22 protein-coding genes and 3 tRNA genes are annotated in these 21521 nt (G+C 66.5%); 3 read left to right on the forward strand and 22 right to left on the reverse strand.

Going from position 1 to position 21521, the window contains the following annotated elements:
• Positions 1-36: 36 nt before the first annotated feature.
• The 5 genes from ACSX1C_RS07750 to ACSX1C_RS07770 are packed head-to-tail and all read right to left on the reverse strand — an operon-like array spanning position 37 to position 3882.
• Complete coding sequence (locus ACSX1C_RS07750; RefSeq protein ID WP_439888952.1) at positions 37-864, reverse strand: DUF2797 domain-containing protein; 828 nt, start codon at positions 862-864, stop codon at positions 37-39.
• On the reverse strand, positions 864-1127 hold the full coding sequence (locus ACSX1C_RS07755; protein ID WP_439888953.1) for a YeaC family protein: 264 nt from the start codon (positions 1125-1127) through the stop codon (positions 864-866). Before ACSX1C_RS07755 ends, ACSX1C_RS07750 begins: the two co-directional genes overlap by 1 nt.
• 38 nt (positions 1128-1165) lie before the next feature.
• Entirely contained in the window at positions 1166-2020 is an 855-nt protein-coding gene (locus ACSX1C_RS07760) for a rhomboid family intramembrane serine protease (RefSeq protein ID WP_439888954.1), read from the reverse strand.
• Entirely contained in the window at positions 2017-2991 is a 975-nt protein-coding gene (locus ACSX1C_RS07765; RefSeq protein ID WP_439888955.1) for a metallophosphoesterase, read from the reverse strand. Before ACSX1C_RS07765 ends, ACSX1C_RS07760 begins: the two co-directional genes overlap by 4 nt.
• Positions 2992-3882 carry an NAD(+) kinase gene (locus ACSX1C_RS07770; protein ID WP_439888956.1) on the reverse strand — a complete coding sequence of 297 codons (891 nt, stop codon included), beginning with the start codon at positions 3880-3882 and terminating at the stop codon, positions 2992-2994. It lies immediately after the preceding gene.
• A 103-nt stretch (positions 3883-3985) separates the two neighbouring features.
• On the opposite strand from ACSX1C_RS07770, the gene ACSX1C_RS07775 reads away from it, so the two are divergent.
• Positions 3986-4930 (forward strand): DUF1853 family protein, encoded by a 945-nt coding sequence (locus ACSX1C_RS07775; protein ID WP_439888957.1) that lies wholly within the window; start codon positions 3986-3988, stop codon positions 4928-4930.
• 13 nt (positions 4931-4943) lie between these two features.
• Here ACSX1C_RS07775 and ACSX1C_RS07780 read toward each other — a convergent pair whose 3' ends face one another.
• The 5 genes from ACSX1C_RS07780 to ACSX1C_RS07800 form a co-directional block, all read right to left on the reverse strand.
• Positions 4944-6053 carry a cyclic nucleotide-binding domain-containing protein gene (locus tag ACSX1C_RS07780; RefSeq protein ID WP_439888958.1) on the reverse strand — a complete coding sequence of 370 codons (1110 nt, stop codon included), beginning with the start codon at positions 6051-6053 and terminating at the stop codon, positions 4944-4946.
• Between the two features lie 19 nt (positions 6054-6072).
• A complete protein-coding gene (locus ACSX1C_RS07785; protein WP_439888959.1) occupies positions 6073-7056 on the reverse strand; it encodes a 1-aminocyclopropane-1-carboxylate deaminase/D-cysteine desulfhydrase in 984 nt (327 codons plus the stop codon).
• Between the two features lie 3 nt (positions 7057-7059).
• The gene (locus tag ACSX1C_RS07790) at positions 7060-8430 is read right to left on the reverse strand and encodes a chromosome partitioning protein ParA (protein ID WP_439888960.1); all 1371 of its coding nucleotides are present in this window, start codon (positions 8428-8430) and stop codon (positions 7060-7062) included.
• A gap of 217 nt (positions 8431-8647) precedes the next feature.
• Entirely contained in the window at positions 8648-9079 is a 432-nt protein-coding gene (locus ACSX1C_RS07795) for a nuclear transport factor 2 family protein (RefSeq protein WP_439888961.1), read from the reverse strand.
• A gap of 66 nt (positions 9080-9145) precedes the next feature.
• Positions 9146-11179, reverse strand: coding sequence for an FAD-dependent oxidoreductase (locus ACSX1C_RS07800; protein WP_439888962.1), 2034 nt, complete (start codon positions 11177-11179; stop codon positions 9146-9148).
• 231 nt (positions 11180-11410) lie between these two features.
• On the opposite strand from ACSX1C_RS07800, the gene ACSX1C_RS07805 reads away from it, so the two are divergent.
• Positions 11411-12454, forward strand: coding sequence for an AraC family transcriptional regulator (locus ACSX1C_RS07805; protein ID WP_439888963.1), 1044 nt, complete (start codon positions 11411-11413; stop codon positions 12452-12454).
• Positions 12455-12720: 266 nt separating this feature from the next.
• Here ACSX1C_RS07805 and ACSX1C_RS07810 read toward each other — a convergent pair.
• The 12 genes from ACSX1C_RS07810 to gspE form a co-directional block, all read right to left on the reverse strand.
• Positions 12721-12797 (reverse strand) — tRNA-Asp (locus tag ACSX1C_RS07810).
• A 99-nt stretch (positions 12798-12896) separates the two neighbouring features.
• Positions 12897-12973: transfer RNA gene (locus ACSX1C_RS07815), tRNA-Asp, on the reverse strand.
• Between the two features lie 36 nt (positions 12974-13009).
• Positions 13010-13085 (reverse strand) — tRNA-Val (locus ACSX1C_RS07820).
• 121 nt (positions 13086-13206) lie between these two features.
• Entirely contained in the window at positions 13207-13731 is a 525-nt protein-coding gene (locus tag ACSX1C_RS07825; protein ID WP_439888964.1) for a type II secretion system protein M, read from the reverse strand.
• A 2-nt stretch (positions 13732-13733) separates the two neighbouring features.
• A complete protein-coding gene (gene gspL, locus ACSX1C_RS07830) occupies positions 13734-14870 on the reverse strand; it encodes a type II secretion system protein GspL (RefSeq protein ID WP_439888965.1) in 1137 nt (378 codons plus the stop codon).
• Positions 14867-15832 carry a type II secretion system minor pseudopilin GspK gene (gspK, locus tag ACSX1C_RS07835; protein WP_439888966.1) on the reverse strand — a complete coding sequence of 322 codons (966 nt, stop codon included), beginning with the start codon at positions 15830-15832 and terminating at the stop codon, positions 14867-14869. The genes gspL and gspK overlap by 4 nt, the downstream gene beginning before the upstream one ends.
• Positions 15829-16524: a type II secretion system minor pseudopilin GspJ gene (gspJ, locus tag ACSX1C_RS07840; protein ID WP_439888967.1), complete on the reverse strand. Its 696-nt coding sequence runs from the start codon at positions 16522-16524 to the stop codon at positions 15829-15831. Before gspJ ends, gspK begins: the two co-directional genes overlap by 4 nt.
• The gene (gspI, locus tag ACSX1C_RS07845; protein ID WP_439888968.1) at positions 16521-16910 is read right to left on the reverse strand and encodes a type II secretion system minor pseudopilin GspI; all 390 of its coding nucleotides are present in this window, start codon (positions 16908-16910) and stop codon (positions 16521-16523) included. The genes gspJ and gspI overlap by 4 nt, the downstream gene beginning before the upstream one ends.
• On the reverse strand, positions 16907-17479 hold the full coding sequence (gene gspH, locus ACSX1C_RS07850) for a type II secretion system minor pseudopilin GspH (protein WP_439888969.1): 573 nt from the start codon (positions 17477-17479) through the stop codon (positions 16907-16909). The genes gspI and gspH overlap by 4 nt, the downstream gene beginning before the upstream one ends.
• A gap of 17 nt (positions 17480-17496) precedes the next feature.
• Positions 17497-17922: a type II secretion system major pseudopilin GspG gene (gene gspG, locus ACSX1C_RS07855; protein ID WP_369959571.1), complete on the reverse strand. Its 426-nt coding sequence runs from the start codon at positions 17920-17922 to the stop codon at positions 17497-17499.
• 4 nt (positions 17923-17926) lie between these two features.
• Positions 17927-19141, reverse strand: coding sequence for a GspF family T2SS innner membrane protein variant XcpS (gene xcpS / locus ACSX1C_RS07860; protein WP_439888970.1), 1215 nt, complete (start codon positions 19139-19141; stop codon positions 17927-17929).
• On the reverse strand, positions 19141-20628 hold the full coding sequence (gene gspE / locus ACSX1C_RS07865) for a type II secretion system ATPase GspE (protein WP_439888971.1): 1488 nt from the start codon (positions 20626-20628) through the stop codon (positions 19141-19143). Before gspE ends, xcpS begins: the two co-directional genes overlap by 1 nt.
• 239 nt (positions 20629-20867) lie before the next feature.
• On the opposite strand from gspE, the gene ACSX1C_RS07870 reads away from it, so the two are divergent.
• A complete protein-coding gene (locus tag ACSX1C_RS07870) occupies positions 20868-21518 on the forward strand; it encodes a type II secretion system protein N (RefSeq protein ID WP_439888972.1) in 651 nt (216 codons plus the stop codon).
• Positions 21519-21521 lie beyond the last annotated feature (3 nt).

Genomic DNA, 21521 nt, shown 5'->3' on the forward strand with positions numbered 1-21521 from the left:
TCTGCGAGTTATGGTCGACGCCGCCCGGCAGGCGACCTATTGATACACGGCCAACTGGTAGCCGGTGTACTTGCGGATATTGATCACGCCACTGTCGAACATCAGGTACTGGCCCTTGATGCCTATCAGCGTGCCCTCGGCGACGGGATTCTTGTCCAGGTTGAAGCTGCTGATCTTGGCCGGATAGGCCTCGATCGGATAGTCGATCTCCACCACGGGCCGATCGAGCAGCGGCTGGATCGCCTGGAGGCCGAAACGCTGCTGCAGCGCCTCGAGCCCCTCGCCGCAGCTGTCGAACAGCCGGTCGCGCACCGCCGTCAGGTCGACCGGAGCGGCATCGCCCTTGAGCAGGGCGCGCCAGTTGGTCTTGTCCGCCACCTGGCTGCGCAGCAGGTCTTCGACGAAGCCGGACTGCTGGCGGGTCGCCACCCGCAGGATCGGCAGCGCCTGGCTGGCGCCCTGGTCCAGCCAGCGCGTCGGCACTTGGGTGGCACGGGTGATGCCGACCTTGACCCCCGATGAGTTGGCCAGATAGACCACATGATCGGTCATGCAGAACTGCTCGCCCCAGCTCGGCTCGCGGCAGGTGCCGGCCTCGTAGTGGCAGCGCTCCGGGCTCATGATGCACACGTCGCACTGGGCCAGCTTCTGCATGCAGGGGTAGCAGTAACCCTGACTGAAGCTGGTCTTGGTCTTGCGCCCGCAGTGGGTGCAGTGAATGGCGCCGAGGTACTCCAGGCGCAGCGTCCGGCCGATCAGCGGATTGACCGGCAGCTCCTGCTCGCCCAGGCGAAAGGCGTATTGGACCGGCGCCTCCAGGCGCGCCGCCATTTTGCTCAGCGAGCCACGTCCCAGCTCGATCATCAGTGCAGGCTTTCCGAGGACTTGAACAGCAGGTTCGGCACCGGCGCGGACTTGGAGTTGCACTCCTGCGGACCCATGTAGCCGATGCGCTGGTCTTCCGGCAGGTTCTGCATTTCCCAGGCGATCAGCGCCTGCAGGCTCAGCTCCTTCTGCTCCTGGGTCAGCTTGCGGCCGTCCGGCCACTTGCCGATCTCCACCGCCAGCTTCAGGCTCTGGTAGATCTCCGGGGTGATGTTTTCGATGGCTTCGAGAAAGGACGACATGGGCGGCTCCAGAAACAAAGGGGCAGTTTACCAGCCTGCTAGCGGCGTTGGCGCGCCAGTGCGCCGCCCAGCAGCCCGGTGGCGCAGCCGGCGAGCAGGCCGCCGACATGGGCGGCATTGGCGATGGCGGCGAAACGCAGCAGCTCGAAGATGCCGGTCATGCACAGCAGCAGCCAGCCGAGCATCAGCACCAGCAAGCCCGGCGGCAGGCGATACTCGGCGTTCGGCGCCAGGCGCTGGAACAGCCAGCAATGCCCGAGCAGGCCGTAGAGCACGCCGGACAGGCCGCCGAACAGCGAGGGACCGGCATACCAATACTGGGCGAAGTTGGCCGCCAGGCCGAACACCAGGGTCAGCCCCAGCAGCATCCAGATGCCCTGCCGCGCCTCGATGCGCCGACCCAGCACCCAGTACCACAGCGCGTTCATCGCCAGGTGCAGCACGCCGAAGTGGATCAGCATCGGCGTCAGCAGGCGCCACCATTGGCCGGTTGCCAGGGTCTCGCTCAGGTAGCTGAAATAGACGTAGTCGCCCTGCAGGCGGAAGTCGACGAAGCTCAGCCAGCGGATCGCGGCGAAATTCTCGCCGAGCAGGGTCAGGGCCGCGACCAGCAGGGTCAGGCCAAGCATGGCGGTCGTCAGCGGGCTGCCCTTGAGGCTCTGGAGGAAACCGACCGACGTTTGCGTCCCGGGCACCTGCGCCTCGGGATCGCCCTGGGGGTAACGTGCATAGAGCTCGCGGATCTGCTCGGCCAGCGCTTCGTCCGGCACCCAGAGCACCTGTTCGCCGGCCTCCTCGGTTACCCGATGCGGCACCTGCAGGCGCTGCAGCAAGGCCAGGAATGCGCCGAGGTCGATCTGCAGCGGCAAACGCAGGGCGGCGACCGGGCTCACCGCGGCGCCTCCGGACGCACCACCTCGACCCAGACGAACTTGCGCGGGTCCAGGCGTTTCTCCTGATCCAGGCGGTAGGCCACCAGCTTGCCGTAGAGCACCGCGCTGTAGTCCAGGCAGGCCAGGTTGGCGCGGATCGGCGCCGGTTTGCCGCTGCGCCAGTAATGGCCGACGAACAGCAGCGGCTGGTCGGCGCCGTATTTCAGCAGCTCGTTCTTCTGCAGCTCGGAGAGCGGCGTCTGGGCGGCCAGTTCCGGCAGGGCGTCGGGCTGGAACACGATGTCGCCGTAGGTCTGCGGGTTCTCTTCCCAGAACTTGGTGCGAAAGTGCGCACGGGTGAAGCCGTCGTCGCTGGTCAGGGTCAGGCCGTGGGGCAGGCGCATGTCGGTGCCGCGCAGCAGGCGATTGAACACCGTATTGGCGAAGCTGCCGTGCACCGCCGAGGTCTGGAGGAAATGCTCGTCGATACGGCCATCGGCAAACTGCGCACGCAGCGGCTCGATCAGCCCGGCGTCCCAGCAGGCATGCACCACGCGGAAACGCCCGGCATCGATGAACAGCGGCAGCTCGTAGAACCAGTCGAGAAAGGCTCGCCACTCGGCCGGATAAGCCTCGAACTGCTCCAGGGTCTCCTTGATCAGCCGCGCATGCCGCGGCGTGTGCTCGCGCACATGCTGGCGGCCGCTGCCCGGTGGTGCCGCGGTGCTCCAGGCCAGGGCGTTGTACTCGTGATTGCCCATCACGCACAGGGCCTCGCCGGCGACGACCATGCCATGGACCAGATGCAGGGCCTCGCGAATGCGCGGCCCGCGGTCGACCAGGTCACCGAGAAAGATCGCCTGGCGCCGCGGATGGCGCCATACGCCCGCCTGCAACCGGTAGCCAAGGGCATCGAGCAGACGCTCGAGGGTGTGGGCGCAGCCATGAATGTCGCCAATCAGGTCATAGCCACGTGTCGGGTCGAGCAGCATTCAACTCCCCCCGCCACCGAGGCGGCTGCCCCAGCCCAGCTTGGTGCGGCAGACCTCGTAGTAGTTGTGGTCCAGCGGATGGATGAGGCAGAGCTTCTGCGGCTTCTTGCTCACCGTGATGGTATCGCCGGGGGCGCAGGTGAAGTGGTGCTGGCCGTCGCAGGAAACCTGCGGGTAGATCTGCATGTCCTTGGACACCACTATCTTCAACTCGCTGTTGCCATCGACCACGATCGGCCGGCTGGACAGGGTATGCGGGTACATCGGCACGATGACGATGGCATCCAGCTTCGGATGCATGATCGGCCCACCGGCCGACAGCGCGTAGGCGGTGGAGCCCGTCGGCGTCGAGACGATCAGGCCGTCGGCCTTCTGGCTGCAGACGAACTGGCCGTCGATATACAACTCGAACTCGATCATCCGCGTCGACTTGCCGGGATGCAGCACCACGTCGTTGAGCGCGTCGCCCTGGCCGATCGCCTCGGCATGGCGACGCACCTCGGCCTCCAGCAGGAAGCGGTTCTCGGTGAGGTAGCTGCCTTCCAGCACCTCGGCGACCTTGACCTCCAGCTCGTCCGGGCGGATATCGGTGAGAAAGCCCAGGCTGCCGCGGTTGACCCCCAGCACCGGCACCTTGTGCCGGGCCAGGGAACGGGCCGCACCGAGCAGGCTGCCATCGCCGCCGACCACTATCACCAGATCGCACACCTCGCCGAGAATCTTCCGCGAGGAGGTCTGCAGGCCATGGCCCGGCAGCACTTCGGCGATGGTGTCTTCGAGGATCACATGCAGGTGGCGATCGAGCAGGAAACGCTTGAGCCGGCGAATGGTATCGAGCACCTGGGTGCTGCCGAGGCGGCCGATGATGCCGATATTGCGAAATTGCTCCATGGTGCTCCCGCAGCTCAGGGTCAAGAGAGCCCCGATTATGGGCGAAAGCCGATAACAGCGGCAAACCCGCGCCCCACCGATGATTAGGCGCTATGCTCGCAGCATGACGCCTTTCGCCTCGCTTGCCGACCTGCCCCAGCAGCTGCATCACCCTGCGGTACGGGACCTGGCCTGGGTGCTGCTGTCGCCGCCGATGCTCAGCCATACGCCCTGGCCGCAGCGCCACCCCCTCAGCGCCAGCCACTGGCGACGCAGCCCCGGTGCGTTGGCCGACTGGCTGCGGCGCCTGGATTACGACAGCAGCACGCTGACCGCCTGGCTGGAACAGGGCTCGGTGCGCCGCCTGGGTCTGTACTACGAACGTCTGTGGCAGTTCGCCCTGCAGGCGGCGCCGGGCATCGAGCTGCTGGCGGCCAACCTGCCGATCCGCCAGAACGGCCACACCCTCGGCGAACTGGATCTGCTGCTGCGCGATGACGAGGGCGAGCACCATCTGGAACTGGCGGTCAAGCTCTACCTCGGCCCCGAAAACGGCGACGGCGAGCAACCGGCCCAGTGGCTGGGCCCCGGCAGCCATGATCGCCTGGACATCAAGCTCGACCACCTCAGCCAGCACCAGCTGCCGCTGTCGGCCCGCGGCGAGGCTCGCGCGGCCCTGGCCGCCCTGGACCTGGCCGAAGCACAAGCCGCGCTGTGGCTCGGCGGCTACCTGTTCTACCCCTGGCCGCAGCACTGCCGTGCCCCGCAGGGCGCCAACCCTCAGCATCTGAGGGGGCGCTGGCTGCATCACCGCGACTGGCTTCGATTCCTGGAGCAGCACCACGAAGGGCCCTGGCAGCCCTTGCCACGCCCTGCCTGGCTGGCGCCGGCCCGGGTCGAGACGGAGGAGCTCTGGTCGCAGCAGCGCCTGCAGGCCTGGTTCGCCGAATTGACGCCCCAGGCCAATGCTCAGCTGCTGGTGAGGCTGCAAGCGGGCAGCCAGGGTGCCTGGCACGAGGTCGAACGGGTCTTCCTGGTCAACGACCAGTGGCCGGCGCAAACGGAATAAGTGCGGCGTCGCGTCAGCCGCTACGCTCGACGCGCCCACCGGAACGCACCAGATAGCCGGCACCGCTCTCGCACAGCAGGCCCTCGCGCTGCACCTCCGGCAGAGCGTCCAGACCACCGCGCAAGCCATAGCCATCGAACCCCAGCTGCGACAGCAAGAACACCGCGCTGGCGCTGCGCCGACCGCTGTCGCAGTAGCACAGATAGGTTCGACTCCTGTCCAGCAGCCGCGCCTTCAGGCGCAGCAGCTGCAGCGGCATATTCAGCGCCGAGACGGCGTGAGCCCGTTCGTACTCGCCCTGCAAGCGCACATCCAGCCACTGCGCGCCCGCCGTCAGCAGGCGCGCGGCTTCGCCGAGGCCGATCTCGTTCACCACCGGCTCCTTGAGCAGGGCGACGAAATCCCGACGGGCCAGGCGCAGCACCACCGCATCCTCCACGACGGTCACCGTGGCGTTGCGCGGGCGCTCGGCCAGCAGGGCCTCTTCGCCGAAACAGGCGCCGACCTCCAACTCGGCCAGCACCTGGCGCTCGGTGTCCGTGCCACGAATCACCTCGACGCGCCCGCTCTTGAGGAAATAGCAACAGTCGCCCGCCTCGCCTTCACGCAGCACCGTACTACCGGCCTGCAACTCGACGCGCTGCAGGCGTTCGAGCATCGCCCGCACATTGGCCGGCGGCACCCTGGCGAACAGCGGCGAGTCCAACAGGCGCTCGAGCCACTCCAGCTCCTCGTAGCTCGCCCCGAGTTCGAGCAACAGGTCCTGGTGAGCGAGACGCCAGGTCACCAGTCGATTCAAGGTTCCACTGTCCAGCGCCAACACGCTGAGGTCGGTCAGGGCTCGCGCATCCTGCAGGCGCGGCAAGCTGGGCGAGAGCGGATGGCAGCTGGCCTCGCTACCGGCGACCAGGCGCTGTCGCCGGCCGTCGGCGGCCTCCAGCTGCAACTCACCGGCCAGCAGGTAGTAAGTCAGTCGCGCCTGATCTCCGCGGCGAAACAGCAACTGGCCGGCCAACACCGGCTGGGGCACCAGCTGCCTGCGCAGCTCGCGCCACTGCTGCTCGGACAGCACATTGAGCGGCGTCAGGCTGCGCAGGTGTTCAGGGGTCAGGGCTTCGCTCATGGGATATCCGCACTCCGCTCTAAGGGCACTCGATGGCAGCGCTCGGCGACCCCGACAGGGACGCGCGATGAGCCCCATCCTGTCCGAGCAGCCCTGCCCTACGTCCTTGCAAACCTCCGGTATGCACAAACAACAGGCGACTGCCGCGGGCGACGTGCCCGACCTCGACAGCCTGCCGTAACGCCATCAGCGCCTTGCCGGTATAGAGTGGGTCCAGCGGCACGCCGCTGGCCTCCTCGCTGCTGCGGATAAAATCCGTCAACCGCTCATCGACCCTGGCGAATCCGCCGCGACAGGCGTCCAGCAGACGGTAGCCGCTGTCACCTACCCCTGCCTCATGCAGGATCGCCCCGACCTGCTGCGCCACCCCGTGATCGGCCGGCACCGCCATGGCGCCATAGACCGGGTGGGCACCGGCCTCGCCGAGCACCAGCCCCGCCAAGGTGGTGCCCGTCCCGGCGGCCAACCACCAGCCGTGGTAGTCGTCCCAGCCGAGCCCGCTCAGCTGCTCGCGCACCCTCGCCACCAGACAGGCGCAGCCCAAAGCCCCAGGCAGACCACCGCCGCCTTCGGGCAAGGGGTGCAGAGTGGGATAGAGCACGCGCCAGCGCTCCCAGAAACCCGCCTGATGGCGGGCGCGATAACCGCCATACCCCAGCCAGTGCAGGCGCATGCCGAACGCCTGCAGATCCCGCACCGTCGGCGTGTCCTGCTCCAGGCCACGCAACAGGCCCACGGTCGGGAAGCCGAAGCGTTGACCGGCGGCGGCCAAGGCATGCAGATGATTGGAATGGGCGCCGCCAAGACCGATCAGGCCTGCGGCCCCGGCAGCCGAGGCGGCCCGCAGGTGCGGAACGAGCTTGAACCACTTGTTGCCACTGATCAGCGGATCGATCAGGTCCAGGCGCAGCATCGCCACCTCGACACCAGCCGCCGACAACCAGTCCAGGTGCAGGCGCTCGAGCGGCGCCTCAGGCGTCCAGTCCGGAAGAGTCAGGGGCAAGGGTCAACCGACGGTACGCAGGCGGCTACTGGCCTTGTGCCGCGAACAGCAGTTGGAATCGCCGACGGCAAAGCGCCCGGGGCTGTCGACCCGGTCGATCGGGATGGCGCAGCGCTCGCCGCTGGGCAGCGTCGCCTCGCAGCTCGGCTGCTGGAAGTGCGCCAGCCATTGGCGATACTGCGCTTCGGAGACGAAGCACTTGGCCGCGGCATAGGCCATGGGATTGTCCTGATAGCGGGCGATGTCCTGCAGGGGGATGGTCAGGTGTCCGGCCCCCGGATGGTACACCACGAAGACCACACCGAGCGCGGCCAGACGCTCGAGAATCTGCTCGCCGCCCTGGCTGGCCAACTCGTCGCGCTCCTGCCTCAGTCGCTCCAGCTCCTGCTGCATTTGCACGTCCTGCTCGCGGCGATAGGCCAACTCCACGTCACGCACCGCAACCTGTTCCTTGTGCTCGACCACCGCCGCGGCGATTCTCGCCTCGATCTCGCTCTCGAGCTGCCTGCGCACGACGTCACTCTCGATACGGCCATGCTGTTCCAGCGTGCGCAGTTGTTCGGCCATTTCCTCGCGGGCAGAACGAAAGCTGGCGGCCTGGGCGGCCAGCTGTGCCTTGAGAGTGGTATTCAAGGCCTCCTGCTCGCGCAGAGCCTGATGCAGGCCGAGAATCTGCGCCTGCAGACTCTTGCTCTGCTCTTCGCTCGCCAGCTTGAGCTTGGCCAGCTCTTCCTCGCGCTGCTGGCTCAGGCTGGCGATACGCAAGCGCTGCTGCTTGATCAGCTGCGCGGTCTTCAGGCGGTGTTCCTGATCCAGTTTCTCCGAGAGCTTGGCGGCCGCCTCCTTGCCGCCCTCCGAGGCATACCAGCCGTCCTCGGAGGCCATCTGCAAACGTTCGGGCGATACCGCCTGTGCGGTTTCGTCCTCCACCAGCAGGCCCAGGCTGTTGCGCTTGGCCGCATCGCGCAGCAACGCCAGATCGTTCTGCCCGGGCGCCAGGCTCGGATCCCAAAGATGCATTTGATGCCAGGAGACGGGACACTGACTGCGGCACGCCAGACGAATCGGCCCGGCCCCCAGATCGGGGCCGCGCCCGGCCTTCTCGGCCAGGTGCTGCAAGGGGATGTTCCAGCCTCGGTCAGGCGCCCCCCTCTCGTCGAAATCCAGATAGAAGAACACCGCGGCCTTGATCAGCAGGCGCGGGTTGATCACCACATAGGCGACCCGGAGCTGCCGATCGGCGAACTCCGGCATGTTGACCACACCATCGAGCAGAGCCTCGAATTCGGGAAAGAGCATTTGTTTGCAGATACCGCCCCGCTCCCGGAAGAACATCACGGCCTCAACCATCTGCGGTTTTTTCTGCATGCTCATCGATTTCCCTCTAGCCCAGCCAAGTGGGACCCGCCCGGACGGGTGAAGTTCCTGGCCCGCAGGCCAAGCGCTGCAGCTCGGGACGCCACCTCGCTACTCAGGAAAGTCTAGGGGAAAAAGCAACGCCAGCAATGTGACTGGGTTGGCAGTCACCCTGCCATCACTGCGCGACAGAGCGACAGCAGGGCGAAACTGTGACGGACTTGGTGCGCCGGGCTCAGGAACCCCGGGCGGAGAGAAAAGGCGCCAAGCGCCGGGCCATCTCCTCGCCCAGCGCCTGCAGGCCGCTCATCGGCCGAATCATTACCTCGAACTCGACGATCCTGCCCTGCTCGTCGAAGCGAATCAGGTCTATCCCCTTGAGCTCGCGGTCGCCGACCCTGGCGGAAAACTCCAGCACCACGCCGAGGCCGTCGGCACTGACCAGCTCGCGGTGATAAACGAAGTCGACGAACACCTGACTGACGGTGTTGAGAATCAGCGTGACCAGCGCCACACCGGCGTAGGGCTTGAACGCCATAGGCGAGCGGAACACCGCCTGCGGGTGCAACAGCTCGGGCAGCTGACTCAGGCGCCGCTCGGCCAGCAACTGGTGCCAGCGCTGCAGCGTGTCAGCCGCGGCCGGCTGCAGGTGAGCATTGAGGGGCATGGCTACTCTTCCATATTGTCCTAGGCCGCGTAACGAACGCCCCGCACAGGGCGGGGCGTCGGTTGCTTACAGCTCGGCGGCGAGGCGCGAGCCCTGGTTGATCGCCCGCTTGGCATCCAGCTCCGCGGCCACGTCGGCACCGCCGATCAGGTGCACGCTCTGCCCCGCGGCGACCAGCCCCTCATGCAACTCGCGCAGCGGGTCCTGGCCGGCGCAAACGATCACCGTGTCCACCGGCAGTATCTGCGGCTCGCCGCCGGCGACACGAATGTGCAGCCCGGCATCGTCGACACTCAGGTACTCGACGCTGTTGAGCATCTGCACCCGCTTGTTCTTCAGGCCGGTGCGATGGATCCAGCCGGTGGTCTTGCCCAGACCGTCGCCGACCTTGGACTTCTTGCGCTGCAGCAGGAACACCTGGCGCGCCGGGGCATGGGGTTCGGCCTTGATCCCGGCCACGCCGCCGCGCGCCTCGAGTCCGGCGTCGATGCCCCACTCCTTCCAGAACGCCTCGCGGCTCAGGCTGCTGGCCTCGCCCTGATGAGTGATGAATTCGGACACGTCGAAACCGATGCCGCCGGCACCGATCACGGCCACGGACTGGCCGACCGGCTTGCGCTCGAGGATGGCATCCAGGTAACTCATCACCTTGGGATGGTCGATACCGGGAATCTCCGGGGTACGCGGGGCAATGCCGGTGGCCAGGATGATCTCGTCGAAGCCGCCCCGGGCCAGCTCATCGGCGCTGACGCGGGTGTTCAGGCGCAGGTCGACGCCGCAGGTCTCCAGCTTGCGCTTGAAGTAACGCAGGGTCTCGAAGAACTCCTCCTTGCCCGGCACGCGCTTGGCCACGTTGAACTGACCGCCGATTTCGCCGGCCGCATCGAACAGGGTCACGCCGTGACCCCGCTCGGCGGCCACGGTGGCTGCGGCCAGGCCGGCCGGGCCGGCCCCGACCACGGCGATCTTCTTCACGGCAGCGGTCGGGATATAGTTCAGCTCGGTCTCATGGCAGGCGCGCGGGTTGACCAGGCAGCTGGTCAGCTTGCCGCCGAAGGTGTGGTCCAGGCAGGCCTGGTTGCAGCCGATGCAGGTGTTGATCTCGTCGCTGCGACCGGCCGCCGCCTTGTTGACGAAATCCGGGTCGGCCAGGAAGGGGCGAGCCATGGAAACCATGTCGGCGTCCCCCTCGGCCAACACCTGCTCGGCCACTTCCGGGGTGTTGATACGGTTGGTGGTGATCAACGGAATCTTGACCTCGCCACGCAGCTTGGCCGTGACCTTGGTGAAAGCCGCACGCGGCACCTTGGTGGCGATGGTCGGGATACGGGCCTCGTGCCAGCCGATGCCGGTGTTGATCAGAGTCGCACCGGCCGCCTCGATGGCCTTGGCCAGCACGACGATCTCCTCCCAGGTGCTGCCGCCTTCGACCAGGTCGAGCATCGACAGGCGATAGATGATGATGAAGTTCGGGCCGACCGCCTCGCGCACGCGGCGGACGATCTCCACCGGCAGGCGCATGCGGTTCTCGTAGCTGCCCCCCCAGCGGTCCGTACGCTGGTTGGCATGGGCAACCAGGAATTGGTTGATGAAGTACCCCTCCGAGCCCATGACCTCGACGCCATCGTAGCCGGCCTCACGGGCCAGGCTGGCGCAGGTGACGAAATCCTGGATCTGCTTCTCGATGCCCTCCTCGTCCAGCTCCCTGGGCTTGAACGGGTTGATCGGCGCCTGGATGGCGCTGGGCGCCACGGATTTCGGGCTGTAGGCGTAGCGCCCGGCATGCAGGATCTGCAGGCAGATCTTGCCGCCGGCCTCATGCACGGCCTGGGTGACGACCCTATGCTTGTCCGCTTCCTCGGCGGTGCTCAGCTTGGCCGCACCGGCATAGACGCCGCCCTCCTCGTTCGGTCCGAAACCGCCGGTGACCATCAGGCCGACGCCGCCGCGGGCACGCTCGGCGAAGTAGGCGGCCATGCGCTCGAAGCCGTTGGGCTTCTCTTCCAGGCCGGTGTGCATCGAGCCCATCAGGGCGCGGTTCTTCAGGGTGGTGAAGCCCAGGTCCAGAGGCGCGAGCAGGTTCGGGTAGTGAGCGGTCATGGAGTTCTCCACTTCGAGGCATTGCAGTTCACGGAGCGCCGCAGCCTCAGCCGGGCCACGGTCGGTATGGGCTAGACGATAAAGAGCCACCCCGAGAGCTTCAATGACCAAAAGTTACAGCTAACTGATTAAAAATAACATCATGGCTTGGCAAGCGACCGGCACTGCCCTAGGCTTGACGGGTCGACGCCCGGCGAAATGGCCGCACATCCCCACCAGGAGCGAATCCGCATGATCACCAAGCCTCCCCGGGTCAGGCTCGGCGACCTTTCGGTCGGTTTCGTCCACAGCCTGGCCGCAGCCGTGCGCAGTCACGGGCAGGATCCGCATCCATTGCTGGAGAGCTATGGCCTCGACGCGGCACGACTGGCCGAGCCCCGCGCACGCCTGTCCATCCCCCGCTACATGCGCCTGGGGCACGCGGCGATCCAGCTGACCGGCGAGCCCGGCCTAGGCCTGCAGATGGGACGACTGAGCCGCCTGAGCCAGGCCGGCCTGGCCGGCGTCACCGCCGCCCAGGCCCCGACCGTGCGCGAAGCGGCGCGCACGCTAACCCGCTTCGAGCCACTGTATGCCTTCAACTACCGAGGCCACTCCAGCCTCCATGAAGATGCCCAGGGCGCCTGGCTGTGCTTCTATTCGATCAGCCCGTACAACGCCTACAACCGCTTCGTCGTCGACTCGGTACTGAGCAGCTGGGTCCGGCAACTGGGCAACCTGGCCGGGCAGCCGCTGCCGGTGGAGAAGGTGCAGATCGAGTTCCCGGCCCCCAGCTATAGCGAGCAATACGCAGAAAGCTTCGACAGCCCGGTGGAGTTCGCCGCGGCGCACAACCGACTGCGCCTGGACCAGGCCGCACTGAATCTGCGCAACCCCGAGCACTGCCCGAACACCTGGCGCCAGCTGGTGGACATTTGCGAAGCAGAACTGGAACAGCTGACCCGCACCCGCAGCCTGCGCGAGCGCATCGGCCAGCTGCTGGGGCCGCTGCTGCATGGTCGTGAGCCCGACCTGCAGGAGATCGCCGCACGCCTGCAACTGCCCAGCTGGACCCTTAGGCGCAGGCTGGCCGAAGAAGGCACGCAGTTTCGCGCCATACTCAACGACACTCGCCGCGACCTGGCCATGGCCTATATCCGTGATACCGAACTGGCCTTCGGCGAGATCGCCTACCTGCTCGGCTTCGCCTCTGCCGAAGCCTTCCAGCGGGCATTCAAGCGCTGGACCCAGCAGACCCCGGGCGAGTTCCGCCGCAGCCAGCGCAGAGGCGACTGACCCCCAGCTACGCGCCAGCGGCCTGAGTGCACTCAAAGCTCGGTGGCGTCCTCCGCCAGCTCTTCGACCTCCTGCTCGCCGGCGCGCAGCTCGAGCAGCTCTTCTTGGTAGTCTTCCATCGGGCGTTCCTCACAGGCAGATAAGGCAGGGCCTCGAGAACCATCGAGGCCTGTCAGGCAGCCTATGAAAAACCGATGACCGAAAGATGACAGAATTTAGCAGGCAACAAAAAACCCTCAGGCATTGCTACCTGAGGGTTTCGTGTATGGCGCAGCGGACGGGACTCGAACCCGCGACCCCCGGCGTGACAGGCCGGTATTCTAACCGACTGAACTACCGCTGCGTGTCGGTTGGACTTGCGTCCGTGGAACTCTTGCTTCGTCTGGCGGAACAGCTCCATGGCTCTTTCGCCTCATATCAGGCAAGCCCGATATGGAAAATATGGCGCAGCGGACGGGACTCGAACCCGCGACCCCCGGCGTGACAGGCCGGTATTCTAACCGACTGAACTACCGCTGCGCGTCGGCCGGGCTTGACGCCCGATTTCACAAAGAGTGGTGGGTGATGACGGGATCGAACCGCCGACCCTCTGCTTGTAAGGCAGATGCTCTCCCGGCTGAGCTAATCACCCATCTCGTTGCGAGGCGCGAAATTTACGCAAGGGCCTGAGCTAAGTCAAGGCCCCGTCTAAAGTTTTTCTTAAAAAACGGAAAAACACGCGTCTGCAAGACAACAGGCGACCATCGCAAGAATCAAAACGCCACCCGCAAGCTCAGACGCGCCGCCACCAGATTGTCCTCGCTTCGGTCCAGGCCGGCCTCGGCGATGCGCACCCCTTGCCGCTCCAGCACAACGAACCAGCGCAATAACTGAGCGAAGGGTGCCGCCTGCAGGCTGACCTCCAAGGAGCCGTCGCCGGCGCTGTCCAAACGCTCGACCGTCAATCCCTGCTCGGTCGCACTGGCCGTGACCACACCTTGTAGCCGCGCCGGGTCGAGGGTGCTCTGCGGCGTACTCGCCAGACTGCGCGCCAGCGGCGCCTGGGCCTGCATATAGGCATGCAGGTCACGCTGCTGCTCATAGGCCTCGCGGGCCGTCACCAGGCCCTGCTGAACCGGGCGCCAGAGCGACAGGTAGAGCAACACCAGCAACAGGAACAAGGCCAGTAGCACCAAGGCCAGGCGCTCACGCGGCGCCAAGGCCTGCCAGCGCTGCCCCAGGACACTGCCCTGCAATCGTGCGGAAAATGGGGTCTTCAGCTCACTCAGACTGCTCATGTTCATCCCTCTATCACCAGACGGGCGCTTACCCCTTGGCCTTCACGGCTGGCCGAACCCAACTGGACGACCAGACCGGCTTCCAGCAAACGCTCGCGCAACCGCTCCAAATCGCTGAAGCCTGGGGCCAGGACCTGCAGCGCCAGATCGCCGCGACCATCACTGAAGTCCAGTTGCTCGACCTCGACCCGCGCCCCCTCGGCCGTCATCGCCTGGTGCACCTGGGCCAACAGGCCGAGCATCCGGCCCTGGCCGCTGACACCGCCCTCGGCCAGGTGCTGGTCCAGTTGCGCCCGCAGATCGACCAGCTTGCGGTCATCCGGAAACAGTTCGCGATACAGCGCCTCATTGGCCCCGGCATAGGCATCGGCCTGGCTCTGCAGGTGCCAGCCCTGGGCCAGATTGAAGCCCCATTGCAACACCAGCCACAGGCCGACCAGCCCCAGCAGCGGCCACCAACGCTGCCACCGCTCACCCGCGCCGACCGAGGCAAACTCGCCCTGGGCCAGGTTGCCGAAGACTGCCTGCTGGGCCAACCAGACATGGGGGTCGGCCACTTCGGGGCACTGGTCCGCCGGCTCCAGCTCTGCCTGATGGGACGTGCGATAGACGATGTGCGGACGCGGACACAGGGGAGCCAGCGCCGGCCACTCCTCGGCGCTCAGCGCCAGGCGGGCCACCTCGACTCCGCCGACCAGGCAGCGCGAACCCAGCGCCAGCAACTGCGTGCCTTCACGGGGCAGCAGATCCGCATCCACGGCAATCGCCTGGGGCGGTGTCTCGCACAGTGCCAGCCAGCTCGCCAACCAGCTGCGGCGCACCGCGAACACCCGATGACGTCCATCGGCCAGCGGCTCGCCCAACGCCAGGTGAAACTGCTCGACATCCTCGGCCAGCAGTTCCTCGACCGCAAACGGCAGGGCCTGGTGCAGCCAGCGAGCCTTCTGGGTCGGCAGCTGTACGGCGCAGGCGGTCACCGCCTCGACCGGCAGCACCAGAGTCCAGGATTCGTCCTTCGCGGCCACCGCCCGGGCGAACGGCATCGGCTCGCGGCGCTCCCCATGGACCCGCTGCACCAACAGTTCGGCGTCGATCTCGGCACAGGCCGCCGGCGGCAAAAACACACAGGTCTGACTCATGGTTCGACTTCCTCGACGGGCGCGGGCGATGCACCACCCTGCCCCAAATCACGGGCTAGGACATAGACGCGGCCATCGCTGGCGCGCTGCACGGTGCTGCGCAGCACCTGACGGCGATCACCCACGCTGACCTCACTGATTACCTGAAAGTATTGACTGCCGACGGCCAGCCCCTGGCTCTGCACCTGCAACCCCGGCAGGCGGGCGGTAAAGCTGGCCACATCGGGATAGCCCTGGCTGCCTCGAGCCGCCACCAGGGCCTCGGCGGTGGCGAGCGGCAAGCCTTCGGCCAGACTCGCCAGCACCGGGGCGCTGGCGGTATTGACGTTCAACGTGGCATCTGCCGGCAAGGCCGTGACGAAAGGCAACAGACGCCGGTAGTCGGCCTCGGTCATCTCCAGAAGCAGACGCAGTTCCGAGACATCGCTCAAGGTCCTGTTGGCCGCACGATAGGCCGGTTGCGCCAGAAGATACTGGTTGTCCTCGGCGCCATAGCCGCCGCTCGGCTCCTGGTCGCCGTCCAGCCAATCCACCAACCGCTCGGCATAGAGCTTGTCGATCTGCAGGTTACGCAGCAGGCGGCGAAACTGTGCCAGAGCCGCCTCGTTGGCCTGCCCTTTGCGCAGCAGCCCATTGAGATTGAAGCGGCCGGTCGGGTCGACGATGCTCACCAGCAGTTCACCCCCCTCGTTCAAGGCGAAGGGGGCCATGGGCTGAGCCCAGGACTCGCCGAGATGATCCACCGGTGCCCGCGGGTTACCCTGCTGCAGGTCGCGGCGCAGCAGTGCCTTGGCCAGGGTCTCGCCACCCAGGGCATAGTGCCAAACCTGGCGCACGTGCAGCTGATTGGCGCTGCTGCGAATGGCCAGCTGCTGGCGAGCGATCAGACTCGCACACACCACCGTCACCACCGCCACCACCAGCAGCACGGTGATCAGTGCCACACCACGCTGCTTCTTCATGGTGCCGGCTCCTTCTGCGGTTCGAGCACGCCGCCCCCCTCTGCGCCCTCTTCGCCCCCTGCTGGCGGGGCCTGGCGCTGCGGCGGCGCGTCCGGCAGGCGCAGCAGGCGACGCAACTCGCCATAGCGGCGATGTTCGAGGATCAGTTCGACCGCCTGCGGCAACAAGGTGAGCACCTCCTCGCTACGCCCATCCTGGGGCGGCCAGCTGTCGCGCCAGGTGCCGGCGCCATCCAGGTAGCGCAGCCGCAACCGCGTCACGCCCTGGAGTGCTTGCTGGATCTGCGGCTGACTGTCCTGAGCCTGGTCCAGCACGTTCCAGTAGCGTCTCTGCCACTGCTCGCCGCTCAACTGCCAACGCACCCGCTGCACCCCTGCTCGCGTGCGCCCCAGGGGGTTGCGCCAGCCGGCCCGGCTCAGCTCCACCACTGCGCCCCCCTGCTCCTCACCGAACAAGGCCGGACGCGGATCGCCGAAGGGATCGCGCACCGGCCGTGCGATGACCTGTAATAGATCGCGCTCGAACGCCGCCATGGCACGCACCAGTTCGCGCAATTGCAGTTCATGCTCGCGGGTGGCGCTGTCGGTGCGCAGCACGCTGTCGAGCATGCGATAGGTGGCGAGACCGAGCAGGGCGAAGATCGCGATGGCGATCAGCAACTCCAGCAGCGTGAAGCCCCGCACTCGCCTCATCGCGCCGCCCCGAGGAAACCGCTGAGGCTGACCAGCGCCCGCTCACGCAGATCACCGCTGGCCCGCCGCTGCGCAAGCGGCGCCACCCACAGGGTGACCCGGCGCATTTCCGGCTCGCTGGTCTGCTGGACCTCGCTCTGCCACTGCCAGCGACGCCCGGCGTACGTCAACTCGCCCTCAGCCCGGCCATCCGCGACCGGCTCCTCGGCCAGCTGCAACTCGCTCAGGCGGTTGTCGGCGATCCACATCGCCAGAGTCTTGTCCTCCAGCCGGGCAACCGTCTGCAAACTGCGGCTACTGGCGCTGAGTACGCTGGCCGCAACCAGGGCGAAGATGGCCAGGGCGACCAACACCTCGAGCAGGGTAAAACCTGCAGCACGCCTCATCCGGAACGCCCCTTTGCAGCATCCTGCGCGACCCGGGGCAATTGAAAGCCATCGCTCGACAGCCACAGGCGCAAACCGTCCCGACGCCGCTCGCGCAGCTGCAGGCGGAACGGGCTGAGCTCGCCGCTGGAGAGAATCAGCAGCTGCGGGGTGAGGCCGGCCCTGCGTCCGGGCTCGGCGAGCGGCTGCGGCAAGCGCAGCGCCTCGCCCTCCAGCTCGACCCGCAACTCGGCCCAGGGCGGCAGGTCATGGGGCTTGCCCTGCAGCGGCAGCCAGCGCCCCAGGGCCGGATCGTAGCGCAGCACCTGGTAGGCGCCGTCCGTCATGTGCAGGCCGTATTCGCGGTTGTCCAGCACGGCCTCCTCGGCCAGCACGCCGATCAGTCCGGCCAGACGCTCGGCCTCGCCATGCAGCTCCCGCGCCGGCCCGGCGACGCCGGGGCCGAGCATGGCCAGACCAATCAGCACGCCGAGGATCACCAGCACCACCAGCAACTCGACCAGGGTGAACCCGCGCACCGCACCGCGCCCGGCGCAATGAGGGGTTAGGGCGGCGCGAGCTGTCGGCATGGCTCAGCGACGCCCCATCAGAGGTCCCAGTTGCCGATATCGGCATCCAGGTCGCTGCCGCCCTGCTTGCCGTCGCGGCCGAGGGAGTAGAGGTCGAAGGCGCCCTTGGTACCGGGTGCCAGGTACTGATAGACATTGCCCCAGGGGTCGACCGGCAGGCGCTTGAGGTAGCCTTCGCGATTCCAGTTCTTCGCCGGCGGATTACCGGAAGGCTTCTGCACCAAGGCTTCGAGACCCTGCTGGGTACTCGGGTAGCTGTGGTTGTCCAGCTTGTACATGTCCAGGGCGGCACCTATGGCACGGATATCGTTCTGCGCCGCGGTCACCTTGGCCTGATCCGGCCGACTCATGACCTGCGGCACCACCAGGGCCGCGAGGATCCCGAGGATCACCACCACCACCATGATTTCGATCAGCGTGAAACCTGCCTGACGCTTATCCACCTGCTTACCCCACCAATTGATTGAGAGACAGAATGGGCAACAGGATGGCCAGGACTATGACCAGCACCACCGCCCCCATGAAAACCAACATAAACGGCTCGAACAGGCCGACCAGCAGGGCCACCTGGGCACTCAGGTCGCTTTCCTGGTTGCGCGCCGTGCGCGCGAGCATCTGATCCAGCTCGCCGGAGCGCTCGCCGCTGGCGATCATATGCAACATCATCGGCGGAAACTGCCCGCTGGCCTCCAGCGCGCGGGTCAGGCTGCCGCCCTCGCGAACCTTCTGCGCCGCCACCACCACCTGGGCACGAATCACCCGGTTGGCGATCACTTCGGCGCCGATCGCCAGCGCCTCCACCAAGGGCACGCCGCTGCGGGTGAGAATCGCCAGGGTCGAGGCGAAACGGGCACAATCGGTGGCGCGAATCAGCCGCCCGAACAGCGGCACGTGCAGCAGCATGGCATGCCAGCGCAACTTCACCGCCTCGTCGCGCAACGCCCAACGCAGGACCAGGAAACCCAGCGCCATCAGGATCAGCACCAGCCAGGCCCAGGCCTTGACCCAGTCGCTCAGGGCGATCAGACCACGGGTCAGGGCCGGCAGGGTCTGCCCGGAGTCGACGAATACCCGCACCACATCCGGCACCACGTAGCCGAGCAGGAAACCGACGATCAGCAGCGAAGCGCACATCAGGATCAACGGATAGAGCAGCGCCAGCTGGATCTTCTGCCGCGACTGCTGGCGCTGCTCGGTGTAGTCGGCCAACTGCTCCAACACCGGTCCGAGGTGACCGGCATGTTCGCCCGCCGCCACCGTGGCGCGGTAAAGCTCGGGAAAGGCGGCAGGAAACTCCTTAAGGCTCTCGGCCAGGCCGTGCCCCTCCAGCACCCTGGCGCGCACCGCCAACAACATGCCCTGGACGCGCGGCGCGCTAGCCTGGGCCGCGGCGGCACGCAGCGCCTCCTCGACCGGCAGCGCCGCCTGGATCAGGGTGGCCAACTGACGGGTCAGCAGGGCCAGATCGCGCGCCGAAAGGCCACGAGAGAAACTGAAAAGCCCGCTGCCGGCCTGTTCGCGGGTGCGCGTGGCGGTCACCTCCAGAGGGGCCAGCTGGCGCTCACGCAGCAACTGGCGTACCTGCCGGGCGCTATCGGCCTCCAGCACGCCCTTCTGCTGACGGCCTTTAGGGTCGAGGGCAAGATATTCGAAGGCGGCCATTACTCTTCCAGGGTCACGCGCAGCACCTCTTCCAAGCTGGTCAGCCCTTCCAGCACCTTGCGCCGGCCATCCTCGCGGATGCTCGGGCCCAAGGTGCGCGCATGGCGAAGCATGTCCTGCTCGGAAGCGACGTTATGGATCAGGGTGCGCAGATGATCGTCGAACACCACCAGCTCGTAGATTCCGGTGCGACCGCGATAGCCTTGCTGATGGCAGGCGCTGCAGCCACGGGCGTGATACAGGGTCGGCGCCTGCTCCGGCGCCACGCCGAGCTTGGCGCATTCGGCGGCGTCGGCCTGATAGGCCTCCTTGCAGTGCGGACAAAGTACGCGCACCAGGCGCTGGGCCAGCACCCCGAGCAGCGACGAGGACAACAGGAAGGGTTCGACCCCCATGTCCACCAGGCGGGTGATGGCACCGACCGCACTGTTGGTATGCAGGGTCGACAGCACCAGGTGCCCGGTCAGCGAGGCCTGCACGGCGATCTCCGCGGTTTCCTTGTCACGGATCTCGCCGACCATCACCACGTCCGGGTCCTGACGCAGAATGGCCCGCAGGCCGCGGGCGAAGGTCATGTCGACCTTGGTGTTGACCTGGGTCTGACCGATACCCTCGAGGTTGTATTCGATCGGGTCTTCCACCGTGAGGATATTGCGCGTGCGGTCGTTGAGGCTGACCAGGCTGGCATACAGCGTGGTGGTCTTGCCCGAGCCGGTGGGGCCGGTGACCAGCAGGATGCCGTGCGGCTTGCGCACGGTCTCCTCCATCAGCTGACGGTCCCGGGCGCTCATCCCCAGATGCTTCAGGGTCAGGCGTCCGGCCTGCTTGTCCAGCAGCCGCAGGACCACGCGCTCGCCGTTGGCCGAGGGCAGGGTCGAGACGCGAATGTCCACCTCGCGACCGCCGACCTTGAGGGAAATCCGCCCGTCCTGGGGTACGCGCTTCTCGGCGATGTCCAGACGCGCCATGACCTTGATCCGCGAAACCAGCAGCGCCGCCAGCTCGCGTTTGGGCTCGAGAACTTCGCGAAGCACGCCGTCGACGCGAAAGCGCACCACTAGGCGCTTCTCGAAGGTTTCCAGATGAATATCCGAGGCGTTTTCCTTGATCGCCTCGCCGAGGATGGCGTTGATCAGGCGAATGATCGGTGCATCGTCTTCCTGTTCCAGCAGGTCCTCGGTCTCCGGCACCTGCTCGGCCAGCGCCGCCAGGTCCAGACTGCCGCCGATATCTTCGGCCAATTGCATGGAGGCCGAGTCGTGCTGATAGGCCTTGCCCAGGGCCTGTTCGAAGGCCTCGGCAGACAGCGCCCGCAAGGCCAGCTGACGACCGATGAAGCGCTGCGCCTCGGCCAGTGCCACCAACTCGACGCCCGGTCGATGAGCCAGGCAAGGCGGATCGACCTCCGCCAACAACACCACGCCATGACGCTTGGCAAAGCTGAACGGCAAACGGCGCAGTGGCGCGTCATTGAGCAAAGCGTTCATCCTGGACGAACCTTAGGCGGTAACGTGACGCACGTATCATGGTCGTTCCTGACCATTATGCAGCCGCGGTTCCGTCGGTTAATGGTAGTGAGTTCCCGCTGTAGTGCGGACACATTAAGCTATCTTTAGCACATCGCAGCAATGGGATACACCACCCTGACGGGGGACTGTCAAACACCTGCGAACTGTCTATCATCGGTGCGCGACACGCACCCCAGAACAAGAACATTCATGGAGTGATGCCCTTGCCCCTTACGGCTACTCGACGCTGGATCGATCGACACGCCACGACCCTGGCCGGCATTGCCATCGTCTTGGCCATGAGCATCAGCCTGGCCTGGCAAACCGCGGACTGGCTTCGACTGTTGCGCACACCGCCCGGCATCGACGCCTTCGACGCCCCCCGCAACGCCCCTCCCGCCCTCACCCAAGGCCTGGAGCTGCTCTTTGGCAGCAGCACCCTGGACGGCGATGCGCCGCCACCCGCCACCAGCCTGCGCCTGACGCTGCTGGGAAGCTTCGTGCACAGCGACCCGCAGCGCTCCAGCGCCATCATTCGCCAGGAAGGCAGCGAAGCCCAGCGCTACGGCATAGACAGCGAAGTAGCCAACGGCGTGCGCCTGCATGCGGTCTATGCCGACCATGTGGAACTGCTGCGCAACGGTCGCCGGGAAAGCCTGGCCTTCCCCCATAGCCAATCCGGCGGCGATAACCTGAGCCCCGTGCAATATGACGCGGCGCCGGACAACCTCGATCAACTGGACGAGCTGGAGGCCGGCAACCTCGAACAGTTACGCGAGCGCATGGATGCACTGCGCGAGCAAATGGAAGCGGCAGGTACCTTGCCGCCGGACGCCGAACCTACCGATCAGACCACAGAAGGCCACTGAACC

The organism is Pseudomonas sp. MBLB4123, from assembly GCF_051904775.1.
GTDB lineage: Bacteria > Pseudomonadota > Gammaproteobacteria > Pseudomonadales > Pseudomonadaceae > Aquipseudomonas > Aquipseudomonas benzenivorans_B.